This window comes from Streptomyces sp. NBC_01171 (assembly GCF_045039805.1).
Classification (GTDB): Bacteria; Actinomycetota; Actinomycetes; order Streptomycetales; family Streptomycetaceae; genus Streptomyces.
In genome coordinates this window covers 3233971-3257342 of sequence record NZ_CP108609.1, presented here as the reverse complement: position 1 = coordinate 3257342, position 23372 = coordinate 3233971, and the positions used below count along the sequence as shown (strand labels likewise).

Annotated in this window: 18 protein-coding genes; 14 read left to right on the top strand and 4 right to left on the bottom strand. The window is 73.5% G+C overall.

Annotation, left to right across the window (positions count from 1 at the left end):
* The first annotated feature begins 85 nt into the window (after nt 1-85).
* Nucleotides 86-3049 (top strand): type I polyketide synthase, encoded by a 2964-nt coding sequence (locus tag OG448_RS14910; protein ID WP_405554221.1) that lies wholly within the window; start codon nt 86-88, stop codon nt 3047-3049.
* A gap of 61 nt (nt 3050-3110) precedes the next feature.
* Here OG448_RS14910 and OG448_RS14905 read toward each other — a convergent pair whose 3' ends face one another.
* The 3 genes from OG448_RS14905 to OG448_RS14895 all read right to left on the bottom strand — a co-directional run bounded on the left by OG448_RS14905 (nt 3111) and on the right by OG448_RS14895 (nt 7085).
* Nucleotides 3111-3863 (bottom strand): thioesterase II family protein, encoded by a 753-nt coding sequence (locus tag OG448_RS14905; RefSeq protein ID WP_405554219.1) that lies wholly within the window; start codon nt 3861-3863, stop codon nt 3111-3113.
* On the bottom strand, nt 3860-5767 hold the full coding sequence (locus OG448_RS14900; RefSeq protein WP_405554218.1) for a non-ribosomal peptide synthetase: 1908 nt from the start codon (nt 5765-5767) through the stop codon (nt 3860-3862). Before OG448_RS14900 ends, OG448_RS14905 begins: the two co-directional genes overlap by 4 nt.
* A gap of 61 nt (nt 5768-5828) precedes the next feature.
* Entirely contained in the window at nt 5829-7085 is a 1257-nt protein-coding gene (locus tag OG448_RS14895) for an MFS transporter (RefSeq protein WP_405554216.1), read from the bottom strand.
* Between the two features lie 208 nt (nt 7086-7293).
* Between OG448_RS14895 and OG448_RS14890 the strand changes: the two genes are divergently transcribed.
* Complete coding sequence (locus OG448_RS14890) at nt 7294-9261, top strand: alpha/beta hydrolase family protein (protein ID WP_405554215.1); 1968 nt, start codon at nt 7294-7296, stop codon at nt 9259-9261.
* A 94-nt stretch (nt 9262-9355) separates the two neighbouring features.
* On the opposite strand, the gene OG448_RS14885 is transcribed toward OG448_RS14890, so the two are convergent.
* Nucleotides 9356-10570, bottom strand: coding sequence for a helix-turn-helix domain-containing protein (locus tag OG448_RS14885; RefSeq protein WP_405554213.1), 1215 nt, complete (start codon nt 10568-10570; stop codon nt 9356-9358).
* A gap of 299 nt (nt 10571-10869) precedes the next feature.
* On the opposite strand from OG448_RS14885, the gene OG448_RS14880 reads away from it, so the two are divergent.
* From OG448_RS14880 to OG448_RS14825, 12 genes are all read left to right on the top strand, one after another.
* A complete protein-coding gene (locus OG448_RS14880) occupies nt 10870-11028 on the top strand; it encodes a hypothetical protein (protein ID WP_405554211.1) in 159 nt (52 codons plus the stop codon).
* 177 nt (nt 11029-11205) lie between these two features.
* Entirely contained in the window at nt 11206-12015 is an 810-nt protein-coding gene (locus tag OG448_RS14875) for a phytanoyl-CoA dioxygenase family protein (RefSeq protein ID WP_405554209.1), read from the top strand.
* Between the two features lie 11 nt (nt 12016-12026).
* Complete coding sequence (locus OG448_RS14870) at nt 12027-13076, top strand: polysaccharide deacetylase family protein (RefSeq protein ID WP_405554208.1); 1050 nt, start codon at nt 12027-12029, stop codon at nt 13074-13076.
* Nucleotides 13073-14320 (top strand): FAD-binding protein, encoded by a 1248-nt coding sequence (locus OG448_RS14865; protein WP_405554206.1) that lies wholly within the window; start codon nt 13073-13075, stop codon nt 14318-14320. The genes OG448_RS14870 and OG448_RS14865 overlap by 4 nt, the downstream gene beginning before the upstream one ends.
* Before the next feature lies 1 nt (nt 14321).
* Nucleotides 14322-15314, top strand: a complete 993-nt coding sequence (locus OG448_RS14860) for an aldo/keto reductase (RefSeq protein WP_405554204.1) — start codon at nt 14322-14324, stop codon at nt 15312-15314.
* Between the two features lie 52 nt (nt 15315-15366).
* Nucleotides 15367-16158, top strand: a complete 792-nt coding sequence (locus OG448_RS14855) for an SDR family NAD(P)-dependent oxidoreductase (protein WP_405554202.1) — start codon at nt 15367-15369, stop codon at nt 16156-16158.
* Between the two features lie 52 nt (nt 16159-16210).
* The gene (locus tag OG448_RS14850; RefSeq protein WP_405554200.1) at nt 16211-17437 is read left to right on the top strand and encodes an ATP-grasp domain-containing protein; all 1227 of its coding nucleotides are present in this window, start codon (nt 16211-16213) and stop codon (nt 17435-17437) included.
* Nucleotides 17438-17517: 80 nt separating this feature from the next.
* Complete coding sequence (locus tag OG448_RS14845; RefSeq protein ID WP_405554199.1) at nt 17518-18741, top strand: RimK family alpha-L-glutamate ligase; 1224 nt, start codon at nt 17518-17520, stop codon at nt 18739-18741.
* On the top strand, nt 18738-19922 hold the full coding sequence (locus OG448_RS14840; protein WP_405554197.1) for an acetyl-CoA carboxylase biotin carboxylase subunit family protein: 1185 nt from the start codon (nt 18738-18740) through the stop codon (nt 19920-19922). Before OG448_RS14845 ends, OG448_RS14840 begins: the two co-directional genes overlap by 4 nt.
* Complete coding sequence (locus OG448_RS14835) at nt 19915-21234, top strand: MFS transporter (protein ID WP_405554195.1); 1320 nt, start codon at nt 19915-19917, stop codon at nt 21232-21234. Before OG448_RS14840 ends, OG448_RS14835 begins: the two co-directional genes overlap by 8 nt.
* 177 nt (nt 21235-21411) lie before the next feature.
* Nucleotides 21412-22806, top strand: coding sequence for a DUF2252 domain-containing protein (locus OG448_RS14830; RefSeq protein WP_405558813.1), 1395 nt, complete (start codon nt 21412-21414; stop codon nt 22804-22806).
* Between the two features lie 64 nt (nt 22807-22870).
* Nucleotides 22871-23341 (top strand): hypothetical protein, encoded by a 471-nt coding sequence (locus OG448_RS14825; RefSeq protein ID WP_405554193.1) that lies wholly within the window; start codon nt 22871-22873, stop codon nt 23339-23341.
* Nucleotides 23342-23372: the final 31 nt, after the last annotated feature.

The window sequence follows — 23372 nt, the reverse complement described above, 5'->3', positions numbered from 1 at the left end:
GCCAAGCAGTTGGACAGCACGTCGCGTTCCTGCGGTCACCCCCGCACGTCGGCGGCGGACACCACTCAGCGACCGAAGGGGAAACATGTCCCGCGATCGATCTCTCGACATCGCCGTCACCGGCATCGCCGCCCGGTTCCCGGGCGCACCCGACCTCGCCGAGTGGTGGGACGCGGTGCTCGCCGGGCAGGTCCTCACCCGGCGCTACGAGCGGGCCGAACTGATCGAGGCCGGAGTGGACCCCCGTCTGGTGGAGGACCCCGACCATGTGCCGGTGCACGGCCATCTGGCCGACGCCGACCGGTTCGAGAACGCCCTGTTCCGGGTCAGCCCGCGCGAGGCCGAGATGATGGACCCGCAGCACCGGCTGATGCTGGAGACGGCCTGGGCGGCGCTGGAGGACGCGGGTTGCGCGCCCCGCTCCGCCGATCTGCCCACCACCGCCGTGTTCGCGACCGCCAGCAGCAGCGGATACCTCCGCAGCATGGTCGCCTCCGGCCGGCTCGACCCGCTCACCCTGGAAGACGCCCTGCACGGCACCGAGCCGGACTTCATGGCGAGCCTGATCTCCTACAAGCTCGGCCTGACCGGACCGGCGATCGCGGTGCAGACCGCCTGCTCCTCCTCGCTCGTCGCGGTGCACCTCGCCGTGCAGGCGCTGCTCAACGGCGACTGCGACCAGGCACTCGTGGTCGGCGCGGGCATCGCCCACCCCCAGCACGGGCACCTCCATGTGGCCGGCGGCGTCCATTCCGCCACCGGCGACTGCCGGCCCTTCGACGCGGACGCGGACGGAGTCGTCTCCGGCTCCGGGGTCGCGGCCGTGGTGCTGCGCCGCCTCACCGACACCGAGGAGGAGCCCGGACCCGACCCCTACGGCGTACTGCTCGGTACCGCCGTGAACAACGACGGCTCCGCCAAGGCCGGTTACTACGCCCCGTCCGTCGACGGCCAGGAGAGCGTGATCCGTGCCGCGGTCACCGCGGCGGACGTCCCCGCCGACTCGATCGGCTACCTCGAGGCGCACGCCACCGGCACCCGCGTCGGCGACCCCATCGAGTGGGCCGCCGCCTCCGCGGCCTACGCCGGGCTGGGAGCCCCGTCGGGCAGCATCGCCGTCGGTGCCCTGAAGGCCACCACCGGTCACCTCGACAACGCGGCCGGGGTCGCCTCACTGATCAAGACTTTGCTGGTGGTGAAGGAGGGCGTCATCCCGCCCGTGGCCGGCTTCCGGCGGCTCAACCCGCTGCTGGACACCGAGGGTTCGCCGCTGTACGTGCCGGACCGGCCCGTGGAGTGGACCGCGTCCGGGCCGCGCAGAGCCGGTGTCTCCTCCTTCGGCGTCGGCGGCACCAACGCGCACGTCATCGTCGAGCAGCCCCCCGTACGCCCGCCCCGCCCCGTCCGGGAGCCGCGCGAGGCGGGCGAGCTGCTGCTGCTCTCCGCCCAGGACGACGCCGCGCTGGACCGCGTCGCGACCCGCCTCGCCGCACACCTCGGCCAGCGGCCGTCCGCGTCGGCGCTCGGCGACGTCGCGAGCACGCTCGTCCGGCGGGCCGCGCTGCCCGCGCGCCTCGCCGTGACCGCGCGGGACACCGCGGAGGCCGTCGAGCGGCTGCGGGCCGGCCGCCAGGGCTCGGTACGCGGGACCGCGGCCGGGGCACCGGCACCCGTCGTGCTGCTCTTCCCCGGCCAGGGGGCCCAGCGACCCGGAATGGCCCTGCCCTTCAGGGCGGCACTGCCCGGCTTCGGCGCCGCGCTGGAGGAGTGCCTGGCCGCCTTCCCCGAGGACATCGCGGACGAGGTGCGCGCCGCCCTGCTGGACACCGGCTTCCCGGCCGAGCGGCTCGCCGCCACCTCGCTCGCCCAGCCGGCGCTGTTCGCGGTCGAGTACGCCGCCGCCCGCGCCCTGCGCGCGCTCGGCATCGGTCCGGTCGCCCTCGCCGGGCACAGCCTCGGGGAGATCACCGCGATCGCCGTCGCGGGCGGGCTGGAACTCGCGGAGGCCGCCCGGCTGGTGGTCGCCCGCGGACGGGCCATGGCCGACTGCCCGGCGGGGGCGATGGCCGCGCTCGAATGCGACCCGGCCACCGCGCTCGCCCTGGCCGAGGAGTCCGGGTGCGCACTCGAACTCGCCGCGCACAACGCTCCCGAGAGCTGTGTGCTGGCCGGTGCCCGGGACGAGGTCGAGCGCTTCCTCGCCCGCATCGGCGACCGCGTCCACGCCAGGCCGCTGCGCACCAGCCATGCCTTCCACTCGGCGCTCGTCGAGCCGGCCCTGCCGGTGCTCGCGGCCGCGGCGCAGGGACTCGCGCCGCGCCGCACCACGCTGCCGATCGCGGTGAACCGCACCGGCGGCATCCTCCCGGCGGGCAGCACGCCGACCGCCCGGGACTACGTCGACCAGGCGCGCGGAACCGTGCGTTTCGCGGACGCGCTGGCCGCACTGGCCCGTCGTCACCCCGGTGCGGTGGCCGTCGAGGTCGGCCCCGGCCGGGCTCTGTCGGCGATGGCGGCCGCGGCGGGCCTCACCCCCGTCCCGCTGAGCCCGGACCGCACCGAGCGCCCCGCCGAGGAGGTGCTGGCCGCGCTGGGCACGCTGTGGACCCTGGGCCAGCCGCTGTCCACCGGCGCCCTGTGCGCGCACGGCGATCCGGTGCACCTGCCGGGCTATCCCTTCGCCGGGCCGCGCTGGACGGCCCCGGAAGCCGCTGCCCGTCCAGCGGCACCCCGGCCCGAGGAAGCCGCGGTTCCGCCCGGCGTGGCGGCAGGGGCGGCTGACGAGCGGCAGGCACCCCCGGCCGACCCGGCGCAGGTGCTGGCCGGACTCTGGGCGGACCTGCTCGGCCACACGGAACTGACCGACGGCTCGGACTTCTTCGCTCTCGGCGGGGACTCGCTGCTCACCACGCACCTGGCCCGTCGGATCAAGCTGGAGCTCGGGGTGAAGGTGCCCATCCGCGAGATGTTCCTCGCGCGCACCCTCGGCAGCCAGCGGGAGATCGTGCGGGGGCTGCTGGCGGAGCGGGACACCGTGTCCGTGAGCTGAGCCCGCCACGACGACGGCGCCCCCGGAACCGATGGGTTCCGGGGGCGCCGTCCTTGGTCGTTCAGGGTCTGGGCGCGCCGGCCAGCTCCTGTTCGACGAGCGCGTACGGCGGTTCGTCGATGAGGTAGAAGTGACCGCCGCGCACGGTGCGTTCACGGAACGGGCCGCTGGTCAGCTCCGGCCACGGCCGCAGGTCTGCGTCCGCGTCGGCGTCCCCGACGATGGTCGTCACCGGGCAGGTCAGGAGGGGGCCCGGGTCCATGGCGTAGCTGTGGAAGAGACGGCCGTCGGCGCGGACGTACGGGATGACCAGCTCCTGGAAGAAGGGGTCGGCGGCCAGCTCGGGGTCGGTGCCGCCCATGGCCACCAGCCGGGCGGCCACGGTCGCGTCGTCCTCGCCGTCGTCGGTGAAGGGCTCCGGCTCGGGCAGCGGCGCGTTGCGCGAGCCCGACGCGAACAGATGGGCGATGCCGACGCCACGGCCCTGGAGGGAGCGCGCGGTCTCCAGCGCCACCGCCGCCCCCAGACTGTGTCCGAAGAGGACCAGCGGCCGGTCCGCCAGCGGAAGCAGCGCCCGGGCGATGTCGTCGGCGAGGGCCCGCAGATCGGTGGCGCAGGGTTCCGCGAGGCGTTCGGCCCGGCCGGGATAACGCACGGCGTGCACCGTGCAGTCGGGTACGGCCGCCCACTCACGGAAGAAGGAGGCCGAGCCCCCGGCGTGCGGGAAGCACACCAGCCGGTGGGTGGCGTCGGGACGTTCGGCGACGGTGTGCAGCCACAGCTCGTGCGTGGCGTCGGGGGCGGTGCTGGTCATGCGACATCCTCCTTGTCACGGCTGCGGCGGGCGCGCCGGGCGCTGACCCGGCGGGCGGCGGCCTCGCGGCGCCCGGCCGCCGAGTCGTCCCGGCCGTCCTCGGCGCCGCCGGCGAGCAGGGCGGCCTGGGTGGTGACGGTCGTGTGCCGGAAGAGCGAGACCACCGAGGGGCGCACGCCGGTACGGCTCTCCAGCGCGGTCTGGAGCTGGTACATGGTGAGCGAATGACCCCCGAGGTCGAAGAAGTTGACGTCCAGCGGTACCGAGGGGATCTTCAGCACCTCCGCCCAGGCCGCGGCCACCTGGGCGGTGGTGTCCCCCTGCGCGGCGGGGACCTCGGGGGCGGCCACGGGGGTCCGCTCGGCCCGCTCGGCGAGCCCGGTGCGGTCCACCTTGCCGTTGACGGTCAGGGGGAACGCGTCGACGGCCAGCAGTCGCGCGGGAACCATGGCGTCCGGCAGCCGCCGGGCCAGGGCCTGCCGCAGCGCGGCCGGGTCGGTGCCCGGCTCGGTGCGGACGAAGCCGGTGAGCAGCGTGCGGCCGGCGTCGGGGACGACGGCGGCGTCCCGGACACCGGGCAGCCCGCGCAACTCCTCCTCCACCGCGCCCAGCTCCACCCGGTGGCCCCGGATCTTCACCTGATGGTCGCCACGGCCGCGGAAGTCCAGGGTGCCGTCGGCGCGGCGGACGACCAGGTCGCCGGTGCGGTAGCGGCGCCCGCCCGGCCGGTGCGGGTCGGGCGGGAACGCCGCCCCGGTGGCCTCCGGCCGGCCGAAGTAGCCGCGCGCCACCTGCTCGCCGCCGATGTACAGCTCGCCCTCGGTGCCGTCCGGCACCGGTTCGCCCCGCTCGTCCAGCACGTACAGGGAGACACCGGGCACCGCCCGGCCGATGGTGACCGGGGCGGGTCCGGTGTAGCGCCGGTAACTGGCCCACACGGTGGCCTCGGTGGGGCCGTACTCGTTGACCAGCTCCGTTTCGCGCAGCAGGCGGAAGTGGCGGTCCAGCAGGGTCTGGGGCAGCGGCTCCCCGGCCATGATCACGGTACGCAGCGAGCGCAGCGCCGCCGTGCCGGTGCGCTCGGCGGCGTCCAGCAGCACCGAGTAGAGCGAGGGGACGCAGAGCAGGCGGGTCACCGTGTGCCGGTCGACGAGCCCCAGCAGCCGCTCGGGGTCCGTCACCTCCTCGGGCCGGGCGACCACCAGCGTGCCACCCGTCGTGAGGGTGCCCCACAGCCCGGCGACGGAGGAGTCGAAGGCGAGCGGTGAGACGAGCAGGAAGACGCCCGCGTCCGGGTAGACCTCGGCACGGGCCGCGGTGGAGGCGGACAACTGGGCGTGCTCGACCAGGACGCCCTTGGGCTCACCGGTGGTGCCCGAGGTGTAGATCAGGTAGGCGGGGTCGGCCGGGGAGGCGGCGCGGTCCGTATGGCTCCCCTCGGGCTCGTCGTCCTGATCGCCGTCGTCCGGCTGCTCGGTGTCCTCGGCGCGGACCACGGGGACGCCTCCGGTGACCCGGTGTTCCAGGTCCGCCGTGACGACGGCGGCGCTCACCCGCGCGTCGGCGAGCACGGCGGCGACCCGGTGGTCGGGGAGGGCCCGGTCCACCGGTACGTAGGCCGCGCCGGACTTCAGGATGCCCAGCGCCCCGGCCACCATCGCGGTTCCGGGCGCGGCCAGGATCGCCACCCGGTCTCCGCGGCCCACGCCGGCCGCTGCCAGCCGTGCGGCGATACGGGCCGCCCAGGCGTCCAGGCCGCCGTATCCGATGGTGGCGTCGCCGCTGCGCACGGCGGCGCGGCGCGGCGTCAGGCGGGCGAAACGGGAGACGAGTTCGTGCACCGGCGGCCGGTCGGCCGCCGTCCCGGTGGCCGGGGCCGCCGCTACGGCTTCGGTAAGGGACATGGGGAGAGTCCTTTGCTGTGAGCTCTGCGAGTGAGGGCGGAAGAGGGAGCCGCGTACGCGGTCAGTCCGGGCGGCCGGTCCGGTCGGGACGCCGGTCGCGGAAGGCGAGCGGCAGCGTGGCGGCCAGGGTGAGGACACCGAGGGCGACCCAGTACAGCCGCCCCCGGCCGGTGTCGTGCAGGAGCAGGAAGAGCGAGCCGCCCGCCAGGGAGCCGAGCGAGTCACCGGCGGTCCGGCACACCTGGCGCAGGTGCATGACCTCCAGGCTGGAGCCGGTGCGCAGCGAGGCGAAGGCGGTGCTCATCATGGGCGCCCACACCATTTCGGCGAGGGCGAAGACGACCACCGCGAGAGCGGCGCCGAGCAGCTCGGGCGTCCCGAGGCCGAGCAGCAGCATGGCCGTCGCGAACAGCAGGTTCGCGTATCCCAGCAGGGTGAGCGGGGTGCGGCCGGCGGCCATGAGGCGGCCGACGCCCGCCGTCACGACGGTCTGGAGCACCACGATGGAGACCGCGGGCACGGCCAGCAGGACCGAGCGCACGGCACCGGAGGCGAAGTCCCGGCCGACGTACAGGGCGAAGGCCGAGTAGAACTGCGCGTAGACGAAGGTGCCGAGGGTGCCGATCACGACCAGCCGCCACACGGCGGAGGTCCGCACCACCTCGCGCAGCATCGCCCGGCTCAGCGGCCAGCTTCCGGAGGTGGGAGGCGGCCGGTGGCCGCGCGGGACGCCGGGGACCATCACGGCACCGGCGAGCAGGTAGCACAGCGCGATCACGGTCATCAGCGGACGGGGATCACCGCCCCCGTACAGCGCGTTGGCGACGAACGGGCCGAGCATCGCGCCGGCGTTCACGGCGATCTGGAACAGCGAGAAGATCCGGTGCCGGCCGATGTCGTCGGCCACCGCCTCGGCGATGAGTACACGGGAGACGGTGTAGTGCACGCTCACCCCGGTGCCCGCGAGGACCAGCAGCCCGCACAGCGCCCAGGGGAGCGTCGGGTAGGGCAGCGAGCCGAAGGCGAGGGCCGAGAGCAGCACGCCGCCGACCATGCCCGTGCGGTAGCCGACGCGGTGCAGCCACCGGTTGAGCACCAGGGCGGACAGCCCGGCCGAGGCGGTGTAGCAGAACAGACCGGTGCCCACCCATCCGGTGCTCATGCCCGAGGTGCGGGCGGCGAGCAGCAGGCCGAGCACGGGAAAGACCGTGAACAGGCCGAGGCTGCCGAAGAAGTGGTCCAGGAAGAGCGCCGGCCGGAGATGCCGTGGCGCGCTGAGCGACACGCCGGCCTGCTGCACGGCGGTCTGCTGGGTCATGGCGGGGCTCCTGACATCAACGATAGGCAATGAGTTGCCAAGGTGGCGTTCAGGCCGGGCGTGCAGATGAAGGGCTTGTTTTCAGCCTTGTCCGCCCATCGGCAGACCCTCCCGTGAGGCAAGCGTTGCCAACTGAGGAAGTAGCGTGACAACCTTTTGCCAACATTGTCAATCGTTCGCGTCCGGAACGACCCTCCAGGAGGCACCCATGGTCCACGGACAACGCACCGCCCCGTACGGGAGCTGGGCCTCCCCGATCGGCGCCGATGACGTCGCCGGCGGGGAGGCCCTGCCCGAGTGGGTGGACTTCGTGGGGAGCGAGGTCTGGTGGACCGAACCCCTGCCGGAGGACGGTGGCCGGGCCGCGCTGATGCGAGGCGGCCCGGACGGCCCGGTGGAGGCGCTGCCCGGCCGGTGGGACGTCCGTACCCGGGTGATCGAGTACGGGGGCCGCCCGTGGCGGGCGGTCTCCACCGACCCCGCCGACGGCGTCGTCTTCACCCACGGCCCCGACCAGCGGCTCCACCTCTGGCGGCCCGGCGCCGACCCGCTTCCGCTCACCCCGCCGGGCAGTTGGGCGGCCGAGCTGCGCTACGCGGACCCCACCGTCCGCGGCGACGAGGTCTGGTGCGTGCGCGAGACGGTGGCTGACGAGGAGGGCACCCGGGTCACCCGGCACCTGGTCGCCGTGCCGCTGGACGGGAGCGCCCGGACCGACCCGGGCCGGGTGCGCGAACTGGCGGCCGGCCACCAGTTCCTGACCGGCCCCCGGATCGAGCCCGGCGGTGACCGGGTGGCCTGGATCGGCTGGAACCACCCCGATCTCCCCTGGGACGCCACCGAGTTGATGGTCGCGGACATCACGCCCGCCGGTGCGCTCTCCGAGCCCCGGGCCGTGCTCGGCGACCTGGCCGGTCCCGAGCCCCGCCAGGCGGTCACCCAGGCGGAGTGGGCCGCCGACGGCTCCGGCGTCCTGTACGCGGTCACCGACCCGGACGGCTGGTGGAACGTCCACGCGGTCTCCCCCGACGGCACCGTGCGCAACCTGCGTCCGGCCCAGGAGGAGTTCGGCGACGCCCTGTGGCGCATCGGACAGCGCTGGATCGTGCCGCTGCGCGACGGCACGCTCGCGGTGGTGCACGGCACCGGGGAGCGCCGGCTGGGCATCCTCTCCCCGGACGGCGCCCTGCGCGATCCGGAGGGGTTCGTCGCGGCCGGCACCGAGTGGATTTCGCCCGCCACGGACGGACGGCTCCTCGCCGCGGTCTGTGCCGGTCCGCGCCGCCGCCGTACCGTCGTCGTCGCCGATCCGGCCGACGGCGGCGTGACGGTGGTGCGGCCCCCCTCGGGGACCGAGTTCGACGCCTGGGCCCCGGCGCCGTACACCCGCGCCTTCGACGGGACGGACGGAGAGGAGGTGTACGCGCACCTCTACCCGCCGTACAGCCCCGACCACGCCGGACCGGACGACGAGCTGCCGCCGTGGCTGATCTTCGTGCACGGTGGTCCGACGAGCCGCAGCGCTCTGGTGCTCCGCCAGGACATCGGCTTCTTCACCAGCCGCGGCATCGGCGTGGCCGACGTCCAGTACGGCGGCTCCTCCGGCTACGGCCGGGCCTACCGCGAACGGCTGCGCGGGAACTGGGGGCTCACCGATGTCCAGGACTGTGCCGCCGTGGCCCGCGGGCTGATCGCCGAGGGGCTCGCGGACCCCGCGCGCATCGCCATCCGGGGCGGCAGCGCCGGGGGCTGGACCGCCGCCGCGTCGCTGTGCGCCGAACCCGACCTCTATGGCGCCGCGGGCGTCTACTTCCCCCTGCTCGACCCGGTGACCTGGGCCGCCGGAGGGACCCATGACTTCGAGGCGCGCTACCTCGACAGCCTCATCGGTCCCTGGCCGGAGGCGAGGGACCGTTACGAGGAGCGCTCCCCGCTCGCCGGGGCCGACCGGATCAAGGCGCCGTTCGTCCTGCTCCAGGGCATGGAGGACAAGGTGTGCCCGCCCGAGCAGAGCCGGCTGATGGCCGAGCGGCTCGCCGAGCGCGGGGTGGCGTGTGAATACCTCACCTTCGAGGGCGAGGGCCACGGCTTCCGCAAGGTGGAGAGCATCGTCACCGCCCTCCACGCCGAGCTGAGGCAGTACGGCGAGGCGCTGGGCTTCACCCCGGTGCTCTGACGGTCCGGGCCCGGGACCGGGTACGCCCCGCCGAGCCGGTGCTCGGTGGGGCGTAGGCGCCGTGAAGCGGGTGCCGCGGTGCGGACGGCCCCGGTCAGCTCTCGGCGGCCTGCGGCGTGAGCGACTGGGCCAGCAGCCGCCATGCCTCGGCGGCCAGATCGATGTTGGCCTCGCGCTGGGTCTCCTCGGCGAGCTGCCGCAACTGCTGGACGCCCTCGGCCGTTTCCCCGGAACCGATCATGAGCTGCGCCTCCAGGATGCGCAGCCGGATCAGGTCCCGGTGGGTGATGAGCAGCGGCTCCTTCCGCATCTCCCGGATGATCCGGAGCGCCTCGTCCGGCCGGCCCTGGTGCTGGGCCAGGTGGGCCTTGAGGGTGGCGAGCTCCTGGCGGGACACCTCGGTACCGACCAGCACGACCGCCGGTTCCACCTCGGCCAGCAGCTCCGCCGCCCGTTCGACCAGCGGCGGGTGCGACTGCAGGGACAGGGAGGCCGCCGCGAGTCGCAGCCGGACCCACAGCAGCAGGTTCTCGTGGCTCGAAAGCCGGTCCAGGGCCTGGCCCAGCAGCTTCTGCGCGCCCTCGTAGTCACCCTGCCGGACCCGGACGGTCGCGGAGGCCCAGTGGGCCTCGGCACCCAGCACGTCCGCGCGGTCGCCCACCACTTCCAGCAGTTCCTCGCTGTGGGCGCGGGCGTCCGGGAGCCGGCCGGCTTCGGCCTCGCAGGAGATCAGGGCCAGCAGCGCGGCCCCGACTTCCTGGGCCGACAGGTCGGCTCCCCGGCTGAGCCGGTACGCCTGCTCGGCGACGGACAGCGCGGCGCTGACCTCTCCGAGGGAACGCAGACAGCGGGCGAACTGCGTACGGGCGCGGCATCGCAGCTCGGGGATGTCGAGGTCGTCGGCGATGCGGACGGCCTCCTCCAGGTGACCGCGCGCCTCGTCGTGCCTGCCCTGTTGCAGACGGCGCTGCGCCACCAGCCAGAAGCCGTGCCAGCGCAGCACGGGGTCTTCGACACCGGAGCTCTCCAGCAGTTCGCTCAGCTCGTCGTTGAACTCCTCGCTGTTCGCGGAGGCGGCGATGGTGAGGGCCTGGAGGAACGACTTCTTGCTCGGTTCCTCGAACGCGCCAGGCTCGATGCCGAGGCGCTCTGCCAGGTAGTCGACCGCCCGCTCGGTCGGCTTCCGGGCACCGGATTCCAGTCGCGAGAGATAGCCGGTGGACATGCCGTCCCCGGCGAGGGCGGACTGCGACAGGCCGCGTTCGGTCCTCAGTTGCCTGAGCCGACGGCCGAATTGGGGCTGCTGCACGCGAAATCCCAGCCATGTCGACGGATAGGGGGATCCGGCCGGTGGCGCACGTGGGTAGCCCCCGCCTGTCCCCACGTCGTCCTGGGCCCGGCCAGACAAGGCAGAGCCTACTCCAGGCAGCCTCTTTGACAAAGCTATGCCTCTATTTCTCCACGAATTAAGAGGTCTCAGCAACGCGATCAAGATCAACATGATCAATAGTTTGGCAACCCTTGCCAAGCGGTTCGCCCGCTCGGTACGTTCCTTGGCAAGGCGGGGGGCCGATCCCCGCATTCCGAGTCATAAGGACAGTCATGCGCGTGATCAAGCACTCCGTCCGCTTCGTTACGTTCTGTGCGGTCTTCCTCGCCGCGGCCGCGGGCGTCACGCTCGACTCCATCGACTGGCCCGCCCCGCAGCCCACCCACGTGGCCGCGGCCGGCGCCGGTGAGGCCGACGGCGGCATCGACTGGCCGTAGGGCGCGCCCGTATCCGCAGAAACCTTTCTTCGCACCGCACTGCTGACCAGCCGGTTCCAGAACCATGGATTCCGCTTGATTGCCAGCATTGCCTTCGAATGTTGTCAAGTCTGTCCAAGGCTTGGCAACCCCAGCCCAAGCGCCGAGGTTCCCTGACCAGAACGGAGCTGTTTTTCCGTGTCCGTGCAGACGCTTCACATACCCCGCCAGCAGTCTCGGCTGGACGACGAACGGAGGGCGCAGTTCGAACGGTCCGGCTTCCTCGTACTGCCGGGATTTCTCCCCGCCGACCTGGTGGCCAGGCTCAAGCCCGAGGTCGACCGCTGGGTCGACACCGGCCTGCGGGCCCGGTCCATCGCCGCCGTGCTGGCCCCCGAAACCCACGGGGTGCCGGAGGTCATGGAACTCGACCTGCCCGCACATGGTGAACTCCTCGCCCACCAGCCGCTGCTGAGAATCATCGAGCAACTGATGGGGCCCCGCTTCGCCTTCCACCACATGCACAGCGACCGGCACGCGCCCGACCTGCCCGGCAAGCCCTGGCACCACGACTACGAGCAGCGGGTGCAGTCCGAGCGCACCTACTCCATGGTTCACACGCTGCACTACCTCGACGGCATGGACCCGGACATGGCCGGTCTCGCCCTGCTGCCCGGCTCGCACCGGGAGATCGCGGAGAAGGACGCCCGCGGCCACCTGGGCACCGAGGAGCTGCCGGGCGAGGTCTACCTCGAGGACCTGCCCCCCGGCTCCACCGTGCTCGTCCACTCCGCGCTGTTCCACGCCCGCCGGGCGAAGCCGGACTACCCGGGCCGTCCGCGGTACTTCGTCGACGCCTCCTACTGCCAGGCCGGGACGCTGTGGCCGCCGGTCAAGCCGTACTGGCGCGAGATGCTCGCCCGCGCGCGGCACCGGCGCCTGGGCGGCCCCGAGTGGCCCGACCTGTTCTCCGAGCGTCACTTCAGCGACTACGTGAAGCCCGAGTAGGGGGACGACGCATGCTGTACACGGGAATCTCCTGGCACGAGGGCGGTTACCGGCTCGCCGTGGTGGACGGTGACGGCCGGGACGTCCTGACGCCCACCGACTTTCCGTCGCACCGGGCCGGCGAGCTGGTCGGCAGGCTGAGGGGGCTGACCGGACCGAACACCGTGGTGGTCGACAGCACCAACGGCACGCTGGACGGCCGGCTGATGGCCGCGGGCGTCCGGGTGTACCGCGCCGACGCACGGCTGCTGCCCGAGCGCCCCCTGTTCGGCGCGGTCCCGGCGGAGGCACTGGCCCGGGCCGCCCTGCGCGACGAGGGTGACCTGGTGCGGCTCCAGCGCCACCGGGGCACGCAGACCGGCCGGGAGGGCGAACTCGCCGGCTGGATAGCCGGGGCGGCCGCCGCCGACCGTCAGATGATCGCGGCGGGACGCCTGTTCAGTCACGGCGACGGCGAGAGCCGCACGGTGGCCCTCACCTTCGACGACGGCCCCCTGCCGCCGTACACCGGGCAGGTGCTCGACATCCTGGAGCGGTACGGCGTACCGGGCACGTTCTTCTGCTGCGGCATCCATGTGCGGGGATACGCCGGTGAACTGGTGCGGATGCGCGAGCAGGGACACGCCATCGGCAACCACACCTGGTCGCACCCGTTCCTGCCGGAACTGACCGGGGCCCAGCTCGCCGAGCAGATCGACCGCACCGACGAGGCCATCGCCGAGGCATGCGGGGGCGACGCGCCCCGGCTGTTCCGGCCGCCCTACGGGTCGCGTACGCCCGAAGTGCTCAGCCGCCTGGCCGAGTTCGACACCACCACCGTGCTGTGGGACGTCGCCCCGGACGACTGGGCGATGCGCGAGGCCGACGCGATCGCGCGGGACGTGCTGGCCGAGGTCCGCCCCGGCTCCGTCGTGCTGCTGCACGACGGGGGCGGCGACCGTTCGGCCACCGTGGCCTCGCTCCCGCCGATCATCGAGGGCCTGCTGGACCGCGGCTACACCTTCGTGCGCGCCGACGACATGCTCGACCGGGACCGGACCGCACTGGCGGGCGCCGTATGAGGAACTGGGCCGGCACCATCGATTTCGGCGCGTCCAGGGTCGTCCGCCCGGAGACCGTCGACGCCCTGCGCAGGGCCGTCGCGGAGAGCGAACGGGTCCGGGCCACCGGCACCTGCCACTCCTTCAGCGGTGTGCTGTCCCCGGCGAGCACCGTCGTACGGCTCGACGGACTTCCCCGGGCCGTCGACGTCGACCCGCACACCCGCACCGTCACCGTCTCCGCGGGCATGCGCTACGCCGAAGTGGCCGACGCGCTGCACCGGCAGGGCTTCGCCCTGGCCAACCTGGCCTCGCTGCCCGACATCACCGTCGCGGGGGCCGTCGCCACCGGGACCCACGGCTCCGGCGACACGGTCGGCAGCCTCGCCGCCGCGGTCACCGGTCTGGAACTGGTCGGACCGGACGGCGACCTGGTGCGGCTGCGCCGGGACATGGACCGGGACACCTTCTCCGGGTCCGTGGTGTCCCTCGGCGCGCTCGGCGTGATCGTCAGGGTGACCCTGGAGATGGAGCCGTCCTTCGAGGTGGCCCAGTCGGTCCGGGTCGGGGTTCCGCTGGATGCGGTGCCGGACCGGTTCGACGAGGTCTTCGGGGCCGCCTACAGCGTGAGCGTGTTCACCACCTGGCAGGACGAGGCGAACCTGTGGCTGAAGCGGCGCACCGACCGCCCCGCCCCGGAACCCGCCCTCGGCACCCGGGCGGACGGCCCGCTGAACCCGGTACCGGGGACGGACCCGGCGCCCTGCACCGCCCAACTGGGGGTGCCCGGACCGTGGCACGAGCGGCTCCCGCACATCCGCACCGGCACCGCACCCCTGCTCGGGGACGAGCTGCAGTCCGAGTACTTCCTGCCGCGCTCCGCCGCGCCGGCCGCGTTCGCGGCGCTGCGCGGGCTGGGCGGAGTCCTCGCCCCGGTGCTGCAGGTCGGCGAGGTACGGACCGTGCGCGGCGACGACCTGTGGCTGAGCCCGGCGTACGGACAGGACTCGGTGGCCTTCCACTTCACCTGGGTCAAGGACCCGGGCCGGGTGGCCCCCGTGATCGCCGACGTCGAGGAGGCACTGGTGCCGCTGGGCGCCCGGCCGCACTGGGCCAAGCTCACGGCGATGCCCGCCCCGGCGATCCTCGCCCGCTACCCCCGGGCGGCGGACTTCGGGGAGCTGCGGCACAAGGCCGACCCGGGCGGCAAGTTCGGCAACGACGTCGTCGACGCGCTCTTCCCGCAACGCGACCAAGGGGCATGACATGGAGAAGCGACTTCTGGGCACGACCGGGCGGAAGGTGTCCGTCGTCGGGCTGGGCACCTGGCAGTTCGGCGACGGCTGGAGCCACGTCCACGAGGGCGACGCCCGGGCCATCCTGGAGACGGCCGTGGAGAGCGGCGTCGACTTCATCGACACCGCCGACGTCTACGGCGACGGCCGCAGCGAACGGATCATCGGCGGCTTCCTCCGGGACTTCGGCACCTCACCCGGCGAACGCCCGACCGTGGCCACCAAGTTCGGCCGGCGCGGCCCGCAGGAACCGGCGGCCTTCACCCTGGAGAACCTCCGGGCCTGGGCCGACCGTTCGCGGGAGAACCTCGGGATGGACACGCTCGACCTGGTGCAGCTCCACACCCCGCCGGACTCGGTGTTCGCCTCCGACGCCGTTTTCGACGCCCTGGACGCGCTCGTCGACGAGGGCCGGATCGCGTCGTACGGCGTGAGCGTGGAGACCTGCGACCAGGCGCTGTCCGCCCTCGCCCGGCCCCACGTGGCCTCGCTGCAGATCATCCTGAACGTCTTCCGGCGCAAGCCGCTGGACCGGGTGCTGCCGGCCGCACGGGAGGCGGGTGTCGGGGTCATCGCCCGTGTGCCGCTGGCCTCCGGGCTGCTGTCCGGGAAGTTCCGCGAGGACACCGTGTTCGCGGCCGAGGACCACCGCGCGTACAACCGCCACGGCGAGCAGTTCGACGTGGGCGAGACCTTCTCCGGGGTCGACTACGCCACCGGTGTCGCGGCGGCCGCCGAGTTCACCGGGCTGGCACCCGACGGGATCACCCCCGCGCAGCTCGCCCTGCGCTGGGTCACCCAGCAGGACGGCGTCACCACCGTGATCCCGGGCGCCAGTTCGGTCGCCCAGGCCCGTGCGAACGCGGCCGTCGGCTCCCTGGGCCCGCTGTCGCGACCGCTCCTGGACCAGCTCCGTGAGCTGTACGACCGGCGCGTCCGCGCCCAGGTGCACGACCGCTGGTGACCACAGCAGCCGACCCGCCCCCGCCCACGCCCGCATCCCCTGGAGCAGTCCGATGAAGATCGCAGGAGAGACCGTCCTCGTCACCGGTGCCACCGGGGGTGTCGGGCGCGTCCTGGCCCGGCGTCTGGCGCGGGCGGGCGCCGCGCTGGTCCTCACCGGCCGCGACCCCGACGCGCTGCGCGAGCTGGCCGAGCCGCTCGGTGCCCGCTGGGTGGCCGCCGACCTGGCGGACCCGCGCCAGGTCACCGAGCTGGCGGACGCCTGCGCGGACGTGCGTGTCCTGGTGGCCAACGCGGCGCTGCCCGCAAGCGGTGACCTGCTGGAGTACACGCCCGGGCAGATCGAGCGGGCGCTGGCGGTGAACCTGGGCTCCGTCGCGCTGCTGGCCCGGCTGCTCGTGCCGGCGATGACCGAGGAGGGCCGCGGACACCTGGCGTTCGTGGGCTCGATGTCGGGCAAGGCGGCCACTCCGTCCTCCTCGCTGTACACCGCCTCCAAGTTCGGGCTGCGCGGGTTCGCCCACGCCCTGCGGCTGGACCTGCGCCCGGCGGGCGTCGGGGTCTCGCTGGTCCAGCCGGGCTTCGTCAGCGAGGCCGGCATGTTCGCCCGGACCGGGGCCCCGCTGCCGCGCGGGGCGCGTCCCGTCACTCCGGACCAGGTGGCGGAGGCGGTGCTCCGGGCTGTCGAGGGCGACCGGGGCGAAGTCAACATCGCTCCGCTCGGCCTGCGGCTGAAGTGCGCCCTGGCCGTGCAGTTCCCGTCCGCGTCGGCCTGGCTCCAGCGGCGGGCCGCACCCGACGACAGCGGCCGGCTGATCGTCGAGGCGCAGCGCGCCCTCCGCTGACCGTCCGGCCGCACCCGTCGGCCTCGCCACGCCACCCACGAGGAGTGACCACGTGAAGGAAAGTGTTCTTGTCATCGGCTCGGGATACCGGCACTTCCGCGAGTACGCGCTGCGCGGCCTCGCGGAGGCCTTCCCCCTCGTCATGATCGGTCCGTCCCCGCTGGACTGGCAGTTGCCCTACCTGGCCGACCACCGCCGGGCCGATGTCCACGACGAGGCCGCGCTGTTCGCCGCCGCCGAGGAACTGGCGGCCGGCCGCCGCATCGCCGGCGTCGTCACCTGGGAGGAGTCCCTGCTGACACCCGTCGCCGAGCTGGCGGCCCGGCTCGGGGTGCCCGCCATGCCGGTGGAGTCCGCGCGGGCCTGCCGGGACAAGGCGCGCCAGCGGGACCGGTTCCGGGCGGCGGGGGTTCCCTCCGCGCGGTTCGCCCTGGTGGGCTCGGCGGCGGAGGCGGTGGGCGCGGCCGAGGACATCGGTTATCCCGTCGTGCTCAAACCGCGGGGCCGCGCGGCCAGTGTCGGGGTGACGATCGTGCGCTCCGAGGACGAACTGCGCCGGGCGTTCGCCGCGGTGCGGGACTCCGAGAGCCCGTCCATCGACGACGGACTCGTGCTCGTGGAGGAGTTCCTGACCGGTCCCGAGATCGCCGTGGACAGTTGGGTGCTCGACGGCCGGGTCGTGCCCTTCTCGATCGCCGCGAAGCGCACCGACTACCCGCCGTACTTCGAGGAGGTCGCCCATGTCGTCGGGCGGGTGCTCGATCCCGGCACCGAGGCGCGGGTCCGCGAGGTGGTGATCGCCGCCAACCTGGCTCTCGGCACCGACCGCACGATCACCCACACCGAGCTGATGCTCACCCCGGACGGCCCGAAGGTGGTGGAGGTCAACGGACGTCTCGGCGGCGACCTCATCCCGCACCTGGCCGAACTCGCCGCGCCGGGCCTGTCCATCGGCCGCGTCCTCGGCACCGTCGCCACGGGACGCGTCCCCGAGCCGATCGCCGAGCCTGACCGTCTGGTCGGCATCCGGTTCCTGTACCCCGAGGCGGACCTCACCTTCGACGACATCGAGGCACCGGCCGCCCTCGTCGGCGAACCGTGGGTGCACGAGGTACGCAGGGTCAGCGACCCCGGCACCGAACTCCGCCTGCCGCCCCGCCAGTTCCTCGGCCGGGCCGGCTATGTGATCGCCACCGGCGCCGACGTCGCGGAGATCGACGCGCGCCTGCTCAAGCTGGCCGAGGCCACCGCCGTACGGGGTGAGCCGCTCTCCGCCTGAGGGCCGCTCCCGGCCCCGGACCGTCTTCTCGTCCCCTCTCCCGTCCCTCTTCCGTCCCTCTTCACCCACTGGAGCAACCGATGAAGAAAGCCCTGCTCTTCGGCGAGTACAAGATCGCTCGCTTCCTGCCGGTCCTGCGGGACCGCGGCTACACCGACATCGTCGTCTACTCGGCCGTCGAGTTCGACGCGGCCTCGGAGTTCGACAACGAGGGCGTCGAGGTCAAGCTGATGGACCTCGACTGGACGGCGGACGACGTCGTCGCCGTCCTGGAGGCCGAGCGCCCCGACGTGGCGATCGCCAACCCCTACGCGCACGGTCAGGAGCAGTTGCCGATCGTCTACGGTCGTGCGGCCGCCCGCTGGAACGGCCGGTTCGTGGCCCACTCCGCCGAGTTCGCCGAGGTCGCCTGCGACAAGGTGGCGCTCCACCGGACCGCCGTGGAGCGGGGCTGGCCGGTCCCGGCGGGCGCGGTCTGCGCCGACGCCGACCAGGTCACCGCCGCCGCGGCCGAGGTGGGCTTCCCGCTCGTCATCAAGGAGGCCCAGGCCCAGGCCGGTGACGGACGCTTCCACGCCTCCTCCCAGGAGGAGCTGGACGCCGTCCTGGCGGCGGGGCTCGCCTTCCCGGCGATCGTGCAGTCCTTCGAGCGGGGGACCGAGACGGGTATCGAGCTGATCAGCTCCGGCGGGACGCTCATGCGCTGGCCGGTGGTCTCGATGGGACCGCTGGACGACGGCCTCAACCCCTCGCTGCGGGCGCGGATCACACCGTACGAGATGCCCTCGGGCGCGGCGGCGCGGCTGGAGGAGTTCCTCACCGACATCCAGGACAACTTCGCCCCGTTCGGGCCGTGGCAGATCGACTTCGCGGTCGTCGGTGACGACATCGTCGTCCTGGAGATCAACCCGCGACTCGGCGGTCTGTCCGACCTGGGGCTGACGGGCACCGGAACCGACCCGCACGCCGTGTTCACCGCGACCGCGCTCGGCGAGGCCCTGCCGGAGGTGGAGACCCGCGCGGTCACGATCGAGCTGCCCTCCACCGAGATCCCCGGTGTGGAGGTGCCCGCTCACCCCGAGGGCGCCGAGGTGATGAAGGTGACCGCGCGCCGGCCCACCAACCGGTGCTTCGTCAACACCGACCGGATGCAGCTGGTCACCACCATCGGCGACCTGGAGGCGGGCAAGCGCTGGCTGAAGGAGCTGGACGCCGCCGGACTGCTGCGCTGCTCCGTCGAGTCCGCCGCCCGGCAGCTCGAGCAGGGCTTCGAGGTCTTCGGCGCCAAGGCGGGCACGCGGTGAGGGTGCTGATCGCCGGTCTGGGCGACAACAAGGACTTCGGGCTCAAGTCGCTGCGTGACGCGGGGCACTTCGTCGGGGTGATCGATCTTCCGCACCGCATCCCGGTCAACCTGTGCGACTGGTGGCGGGCGGGCGACCGCTTCTCGGTCGACTCCATGCTGGAGGAGGCGAGTTCGGCCGACTTCACCTGGGACGCGGTCCTGTGCTGGGAGGAGCTGTCCACCGACATCGCCCGCGAGGTCGCGCGCAAGCTCGGCGTCCCGGGGACCCGGATGCCCGCGGGCCATTTCCGGGACAAGGGCCTGATGCACGGCCGGCTGCGGCAGGAGGGGCTGCCCACCCCCCAGCTCGGGGTCGCCCGCACGCTCCAGGAGTGCGAGGAACTGGCCGAGGGCCGGTTCCCGCTCGTGGTCAAGCCGACCGACTACGGCGGCAGCGGCGGCGTCCAGGTCGTCACCGGCCCGGACGGACTCGCCGTCGCCTTCCGGTCGGCCGCCACGCTGTCGGCGAGCGGCCGGGTGGCGGTGGACCGCTATGTGCGTGGCAAGGAGTACAGCGTCGAGGCGGTCACCTGGGCGCCCGGGGACACCGAGGTTCTCGCGGTCACCGAGAAGCATCTGACCCGGCCGCCGTACTGCGTCGAGCTGGGCCATGTGGTCCCCGCGGTGCTGCCGGACGCGGACCGCGAGGCGCTGGCCGCCGCGACGAGGGCCGCGCTGGACGCCCTCGGCATGGAGGCGGGCGTGTGTCACGCGGAGTTCCGGATGACCGAGGAGGGGCCCGTCCTGATGGAGGTGGCCGGGCGCCCCGCCGGCGGCCAGATACCGCGGCTGGTGGAACTGGCCACCGGCTGGAACATCAACCTCGCGGAGCTGGCGGCGGTGGCGGGACAGCGGATTCGCCCCTCGGAGCCCGCGGCGGAGTGTGCGGCCATCCGCTGCTTCGTCGGGGACGGCGTCACCCCGTTCACCCACCCGGTGACGCTGGCGAACGCCTCGCGCCCCCCGCTGCTCGGCACCCTGCGCGAGCTGCGGTACTCCGCCGGTGAGGGCACGGTGCACCGGGTGCCGCGCGGTCCCGAGGACCGTCTCGGCTACGCGCTCTTCGCCGGTACGCGCGAGGAGGTCTCGGCCGCGCTCGCGGCGCTGGATCAGGGCACGGAGGTCTACCGAGGTGACTAGTGCACCGGCCGAGCGGCCGACGGAGAGCGAACCGGAGGACCGGGTGCCACCCGGTACGGAGAAGGTCCGGGGAGGGCTGTGGCGCAACCGGGACTTCCTCAAGCTGTGGTCGGGGGAGACGGTCGCCGCGATCGGCGCGCAGGTCACGCAGCTCGCGCTGCCCATGCTGCTGCTGAGCACCCTGGGGGCGAGTTCGGCCGAGGTCGGGCTCGTCGCCGGGATGCAGTACCTGCCCGCGCTGTGCGTCACCCCGTTCGCGGGCCTGGTGATCGACATGTTCGACCGCAGGCTGGTCCTTCTCGTGGCCAACCTGGCGCGGGCGGTGGCGCTCGCCGTGGTGCCGGTGCTGTATCTCACCGACACCCTGACCGTGCCGACCCTGTGTCTGATCGCCTTCGTGGTGGGCGCCGGCACCTCGGTGTTCGACGTGGCCTACCTGGCCTACCTGCCCGCGCTGGTGCCCCAGCGCGATCTGGTGGACGCCAACAGCAAGCTGCAGGGCTCGTACTCCGTCGCCCAGATCGGCGGCTCCAGTGTCGGCGGTCTGCTGATCAGGGCGCTCGGCGCGTGGCTGGCGATCCTGGCGAACGTCGTCGCCTACCTGGCGGCCTTCGTCACCATGCTGCTCATCCGGCACCGCGAGCCGCCCCGCGAGCGGTCCTCGACGGGTCGGCCCCGCGCGGCCGACCTGCTCACCGGGGTCAGGCTGCTGTGGCGGGACCGCACCCTGCGGGTGCTCAGCATGCGGGCGGGCTGGTTCAACTTGTGCGAGCAGGCGATCCTCACGCTGTTCCTGGTCTACGCGGTGAAGGAGCTGGGCATGGACGCGGGCGGCGTCGGCTTCGTGCTCGCCTTCGGCAGCATCGCGTCGCTGGCCGGGGCGTTCGTGGCCCGTCGCGCCGGGAACCGCTTCGGCTTCCCCGGCATTCTGATCCTGGCCAGCAGCGCCTCGTCCCTGGCGCCCCTGCTGCTGCTGCCGACCGGGCCCGGTTCGGGGTGGAACTTCACCCTGGCGACGCTGACGTTCGCGGTCTACGGGTTCGGGCTGACCATCTACAACGTCCATGTCGTCGCCTTCCGGCAGTCGGTGATCCCGACCGAGGTGCTCGGGCGGGCGACGGCCGCGTACCGGATGCTCACCTACGGGACGCTGCCGATCGGCGCCTTCCTCGGCGGCCTGCTGGGCGGGCGGCTGGGCCTGTGGAACTCGATCCTCGCCTTCGCGCTCGCGTCGGTGGTGGGCTGGCTGCTGTTCATCGCGGCCTGCCGGCGGCTGCCGGCGCCGGAGCGGGAGGGGGTGTCGGCGCAGTAGGGGCGCGGAGCGCCCGCCGTGGAGGTCCACAAGTGGTGAGTTGTCCACAGGGTCTGACGCGTTTCGGCCACCGCATGTACCTTCGGCACGAGTTGATGTTCGAGGCGCTCGTGCGGGGGCGTCGGGTGTGCGGGGGAGGCGGTCGTGGTGGCCGGAGCCGGGGTGGAGCCGGCCGAGATGAGGCCGGTGGGCAGGGTGCCGAGGCTGCGCGGGTTCGCGCAGTGGCCGCCGGCCGGGTCCGCCAAGCATCAGGGCAAGGCGCTGCGGGCCGACGTACCCCGCGATGCCCACCGGGACCTCGTGGTGGACGACGCGCGTCCGGACGCGGTGGCCGCGGTCGAGGAGTCCAACGCGGGTCGCCTTCCCGAGCTGACCCCGATACGGGTGGGCCGCATGGCCGCCTCCCCCTTCGCCTTCCTGCGCGGCTCGGCCGGCCTCATGGCGTACGACCTGGCCCGTACCCCGGTGACCGGCATCGGCACCCAGCTCTGCGGCGACGCCCACGCGGCCAACTTCGGTCTGTACGGGGACGCGCGCGGCGGTCTGGTCATCGACCTCAACGACTTCGACGAGACGGTGCACGGCCCCTGGGAGTGGGACCTCAAACGGCTGGCCGCCTCCCTGGTGCTGGCCGGGCGGGCGGCGGGGGCCGACGAGGAGACCTGTCACGCGGCCGCGCGGGACGCCGTCGGCGCGTACCGGCGCACCATGCGGCTGCTGGCCAGGCTGCCCGCGCTGGACGCCTGGAACGCCATCGCGGACGAGGAACTCGTCTCCCACACCGACGCCCACGACCTCCTCGGCACCCTGGAGCGGGTCTCGGCGAAGGCGCGGGCCAACACCAGCGGCCGCTTCGCCGCCAGGTCGACCGAGGAGTGCGAGGACGGCGGGCGCCGCTTCGTCGACGCGCCCCCGGTGCTGCGCCGGGTCCCGGACGCCGAGGCCGCCGCGGTCGCCGCCTCGCTGGAGCCGTATCTGTCGACGCTCGGCGCGGACCGGCTGCCGCTGCTCGCGCGGTACGCGGTGCAGGACGTCGCCTTCCGCGTCGTCGGCACCGGCAGCGTGGGCACCCGGTCCTACGTCGTGCTGCTCCTCGACCATCGCGGGGAGCCGCTCGTCCTCCAGGTGAAGGAGGCCCGGCCCTCCGCGCTCGCCCCGCATCTGGCCATCGCGGGCTTCCCGGTGCCGGCCGCCGAGCACGAGGGACGGCGCGTGGTCCTCGGGCAGAAGCGGATGCAGGTGGTCAGCGACATGTTGCTGGGCTGGACCACGGTCGACGGACGGGGCTTCCAGGTACGGCAGTTCCGCAACCGCAAGGGCAGCGTCGACCCGGCCGCCCTCGCGCCCGACCAGGTCGACGACTACGGCCGGATGACCGGTGCCCTGCTGGCCCGCGCCCACTCCCACAGCGCCGACCCCCGGCTCATCGCCGGGTACTGCGGCAAGAACGAGGAGCTGGACGACGCCGTGGCCGACTTCGCCACCGCCTACGCCGACCTCACCGAGGCCGACCACGCGCGCCTGGTGGAGGCGGTGCGCTCCGGGCGGATCGCGGCGGAGACGGGGGTGTGAGCGGGGATGCGGGGAAGAGCGGGCCGGCCGCCGTGGTGGGGAAAAGGATGCCCGGGGTGGTGAGATGAAGTACGTCGAGCTCCGTGGCGGTGGCAGCGAGGAGCCCGTGCTCGCCGATCCCCGTCCCTATCTCGCCCGGCTGCCCGGCATCGCCGCCGGACTGCCACCCGGCGCCCGAGCCTTCGCCACCGACCCGGCGCACTACGACCCCGAGGCCAAGCGATGTGTCCGCGACCTGCTGCCCACGCGGGTCCACCGCACGGCCGAGGGTGATGTCGAGATCCGCTTCCGGCACAACTGCTTCCGGCACGAGGAGGACCTGCTGGTCCGCTACACCGGGGTGTCCCGCTTCCAGTCGGACGTGCTGGACGTGTGCGATCCGGCCTCGCTGGGCGATGTGATCCTCGACGAGATCCTGCCGCTGCCGGGTGGCTGTACTCATGAGGTGGCCTGCCGTCCCGGCCGGCTGGTGGTGGCGTGCCGGGACCTGGTGGCCGAGTGGGTTCCGGCTGCTTGCCCGGAGACGGGTCCTTAGGCGGAGACGGCGAGTCGGGCCGGTCGTTCCG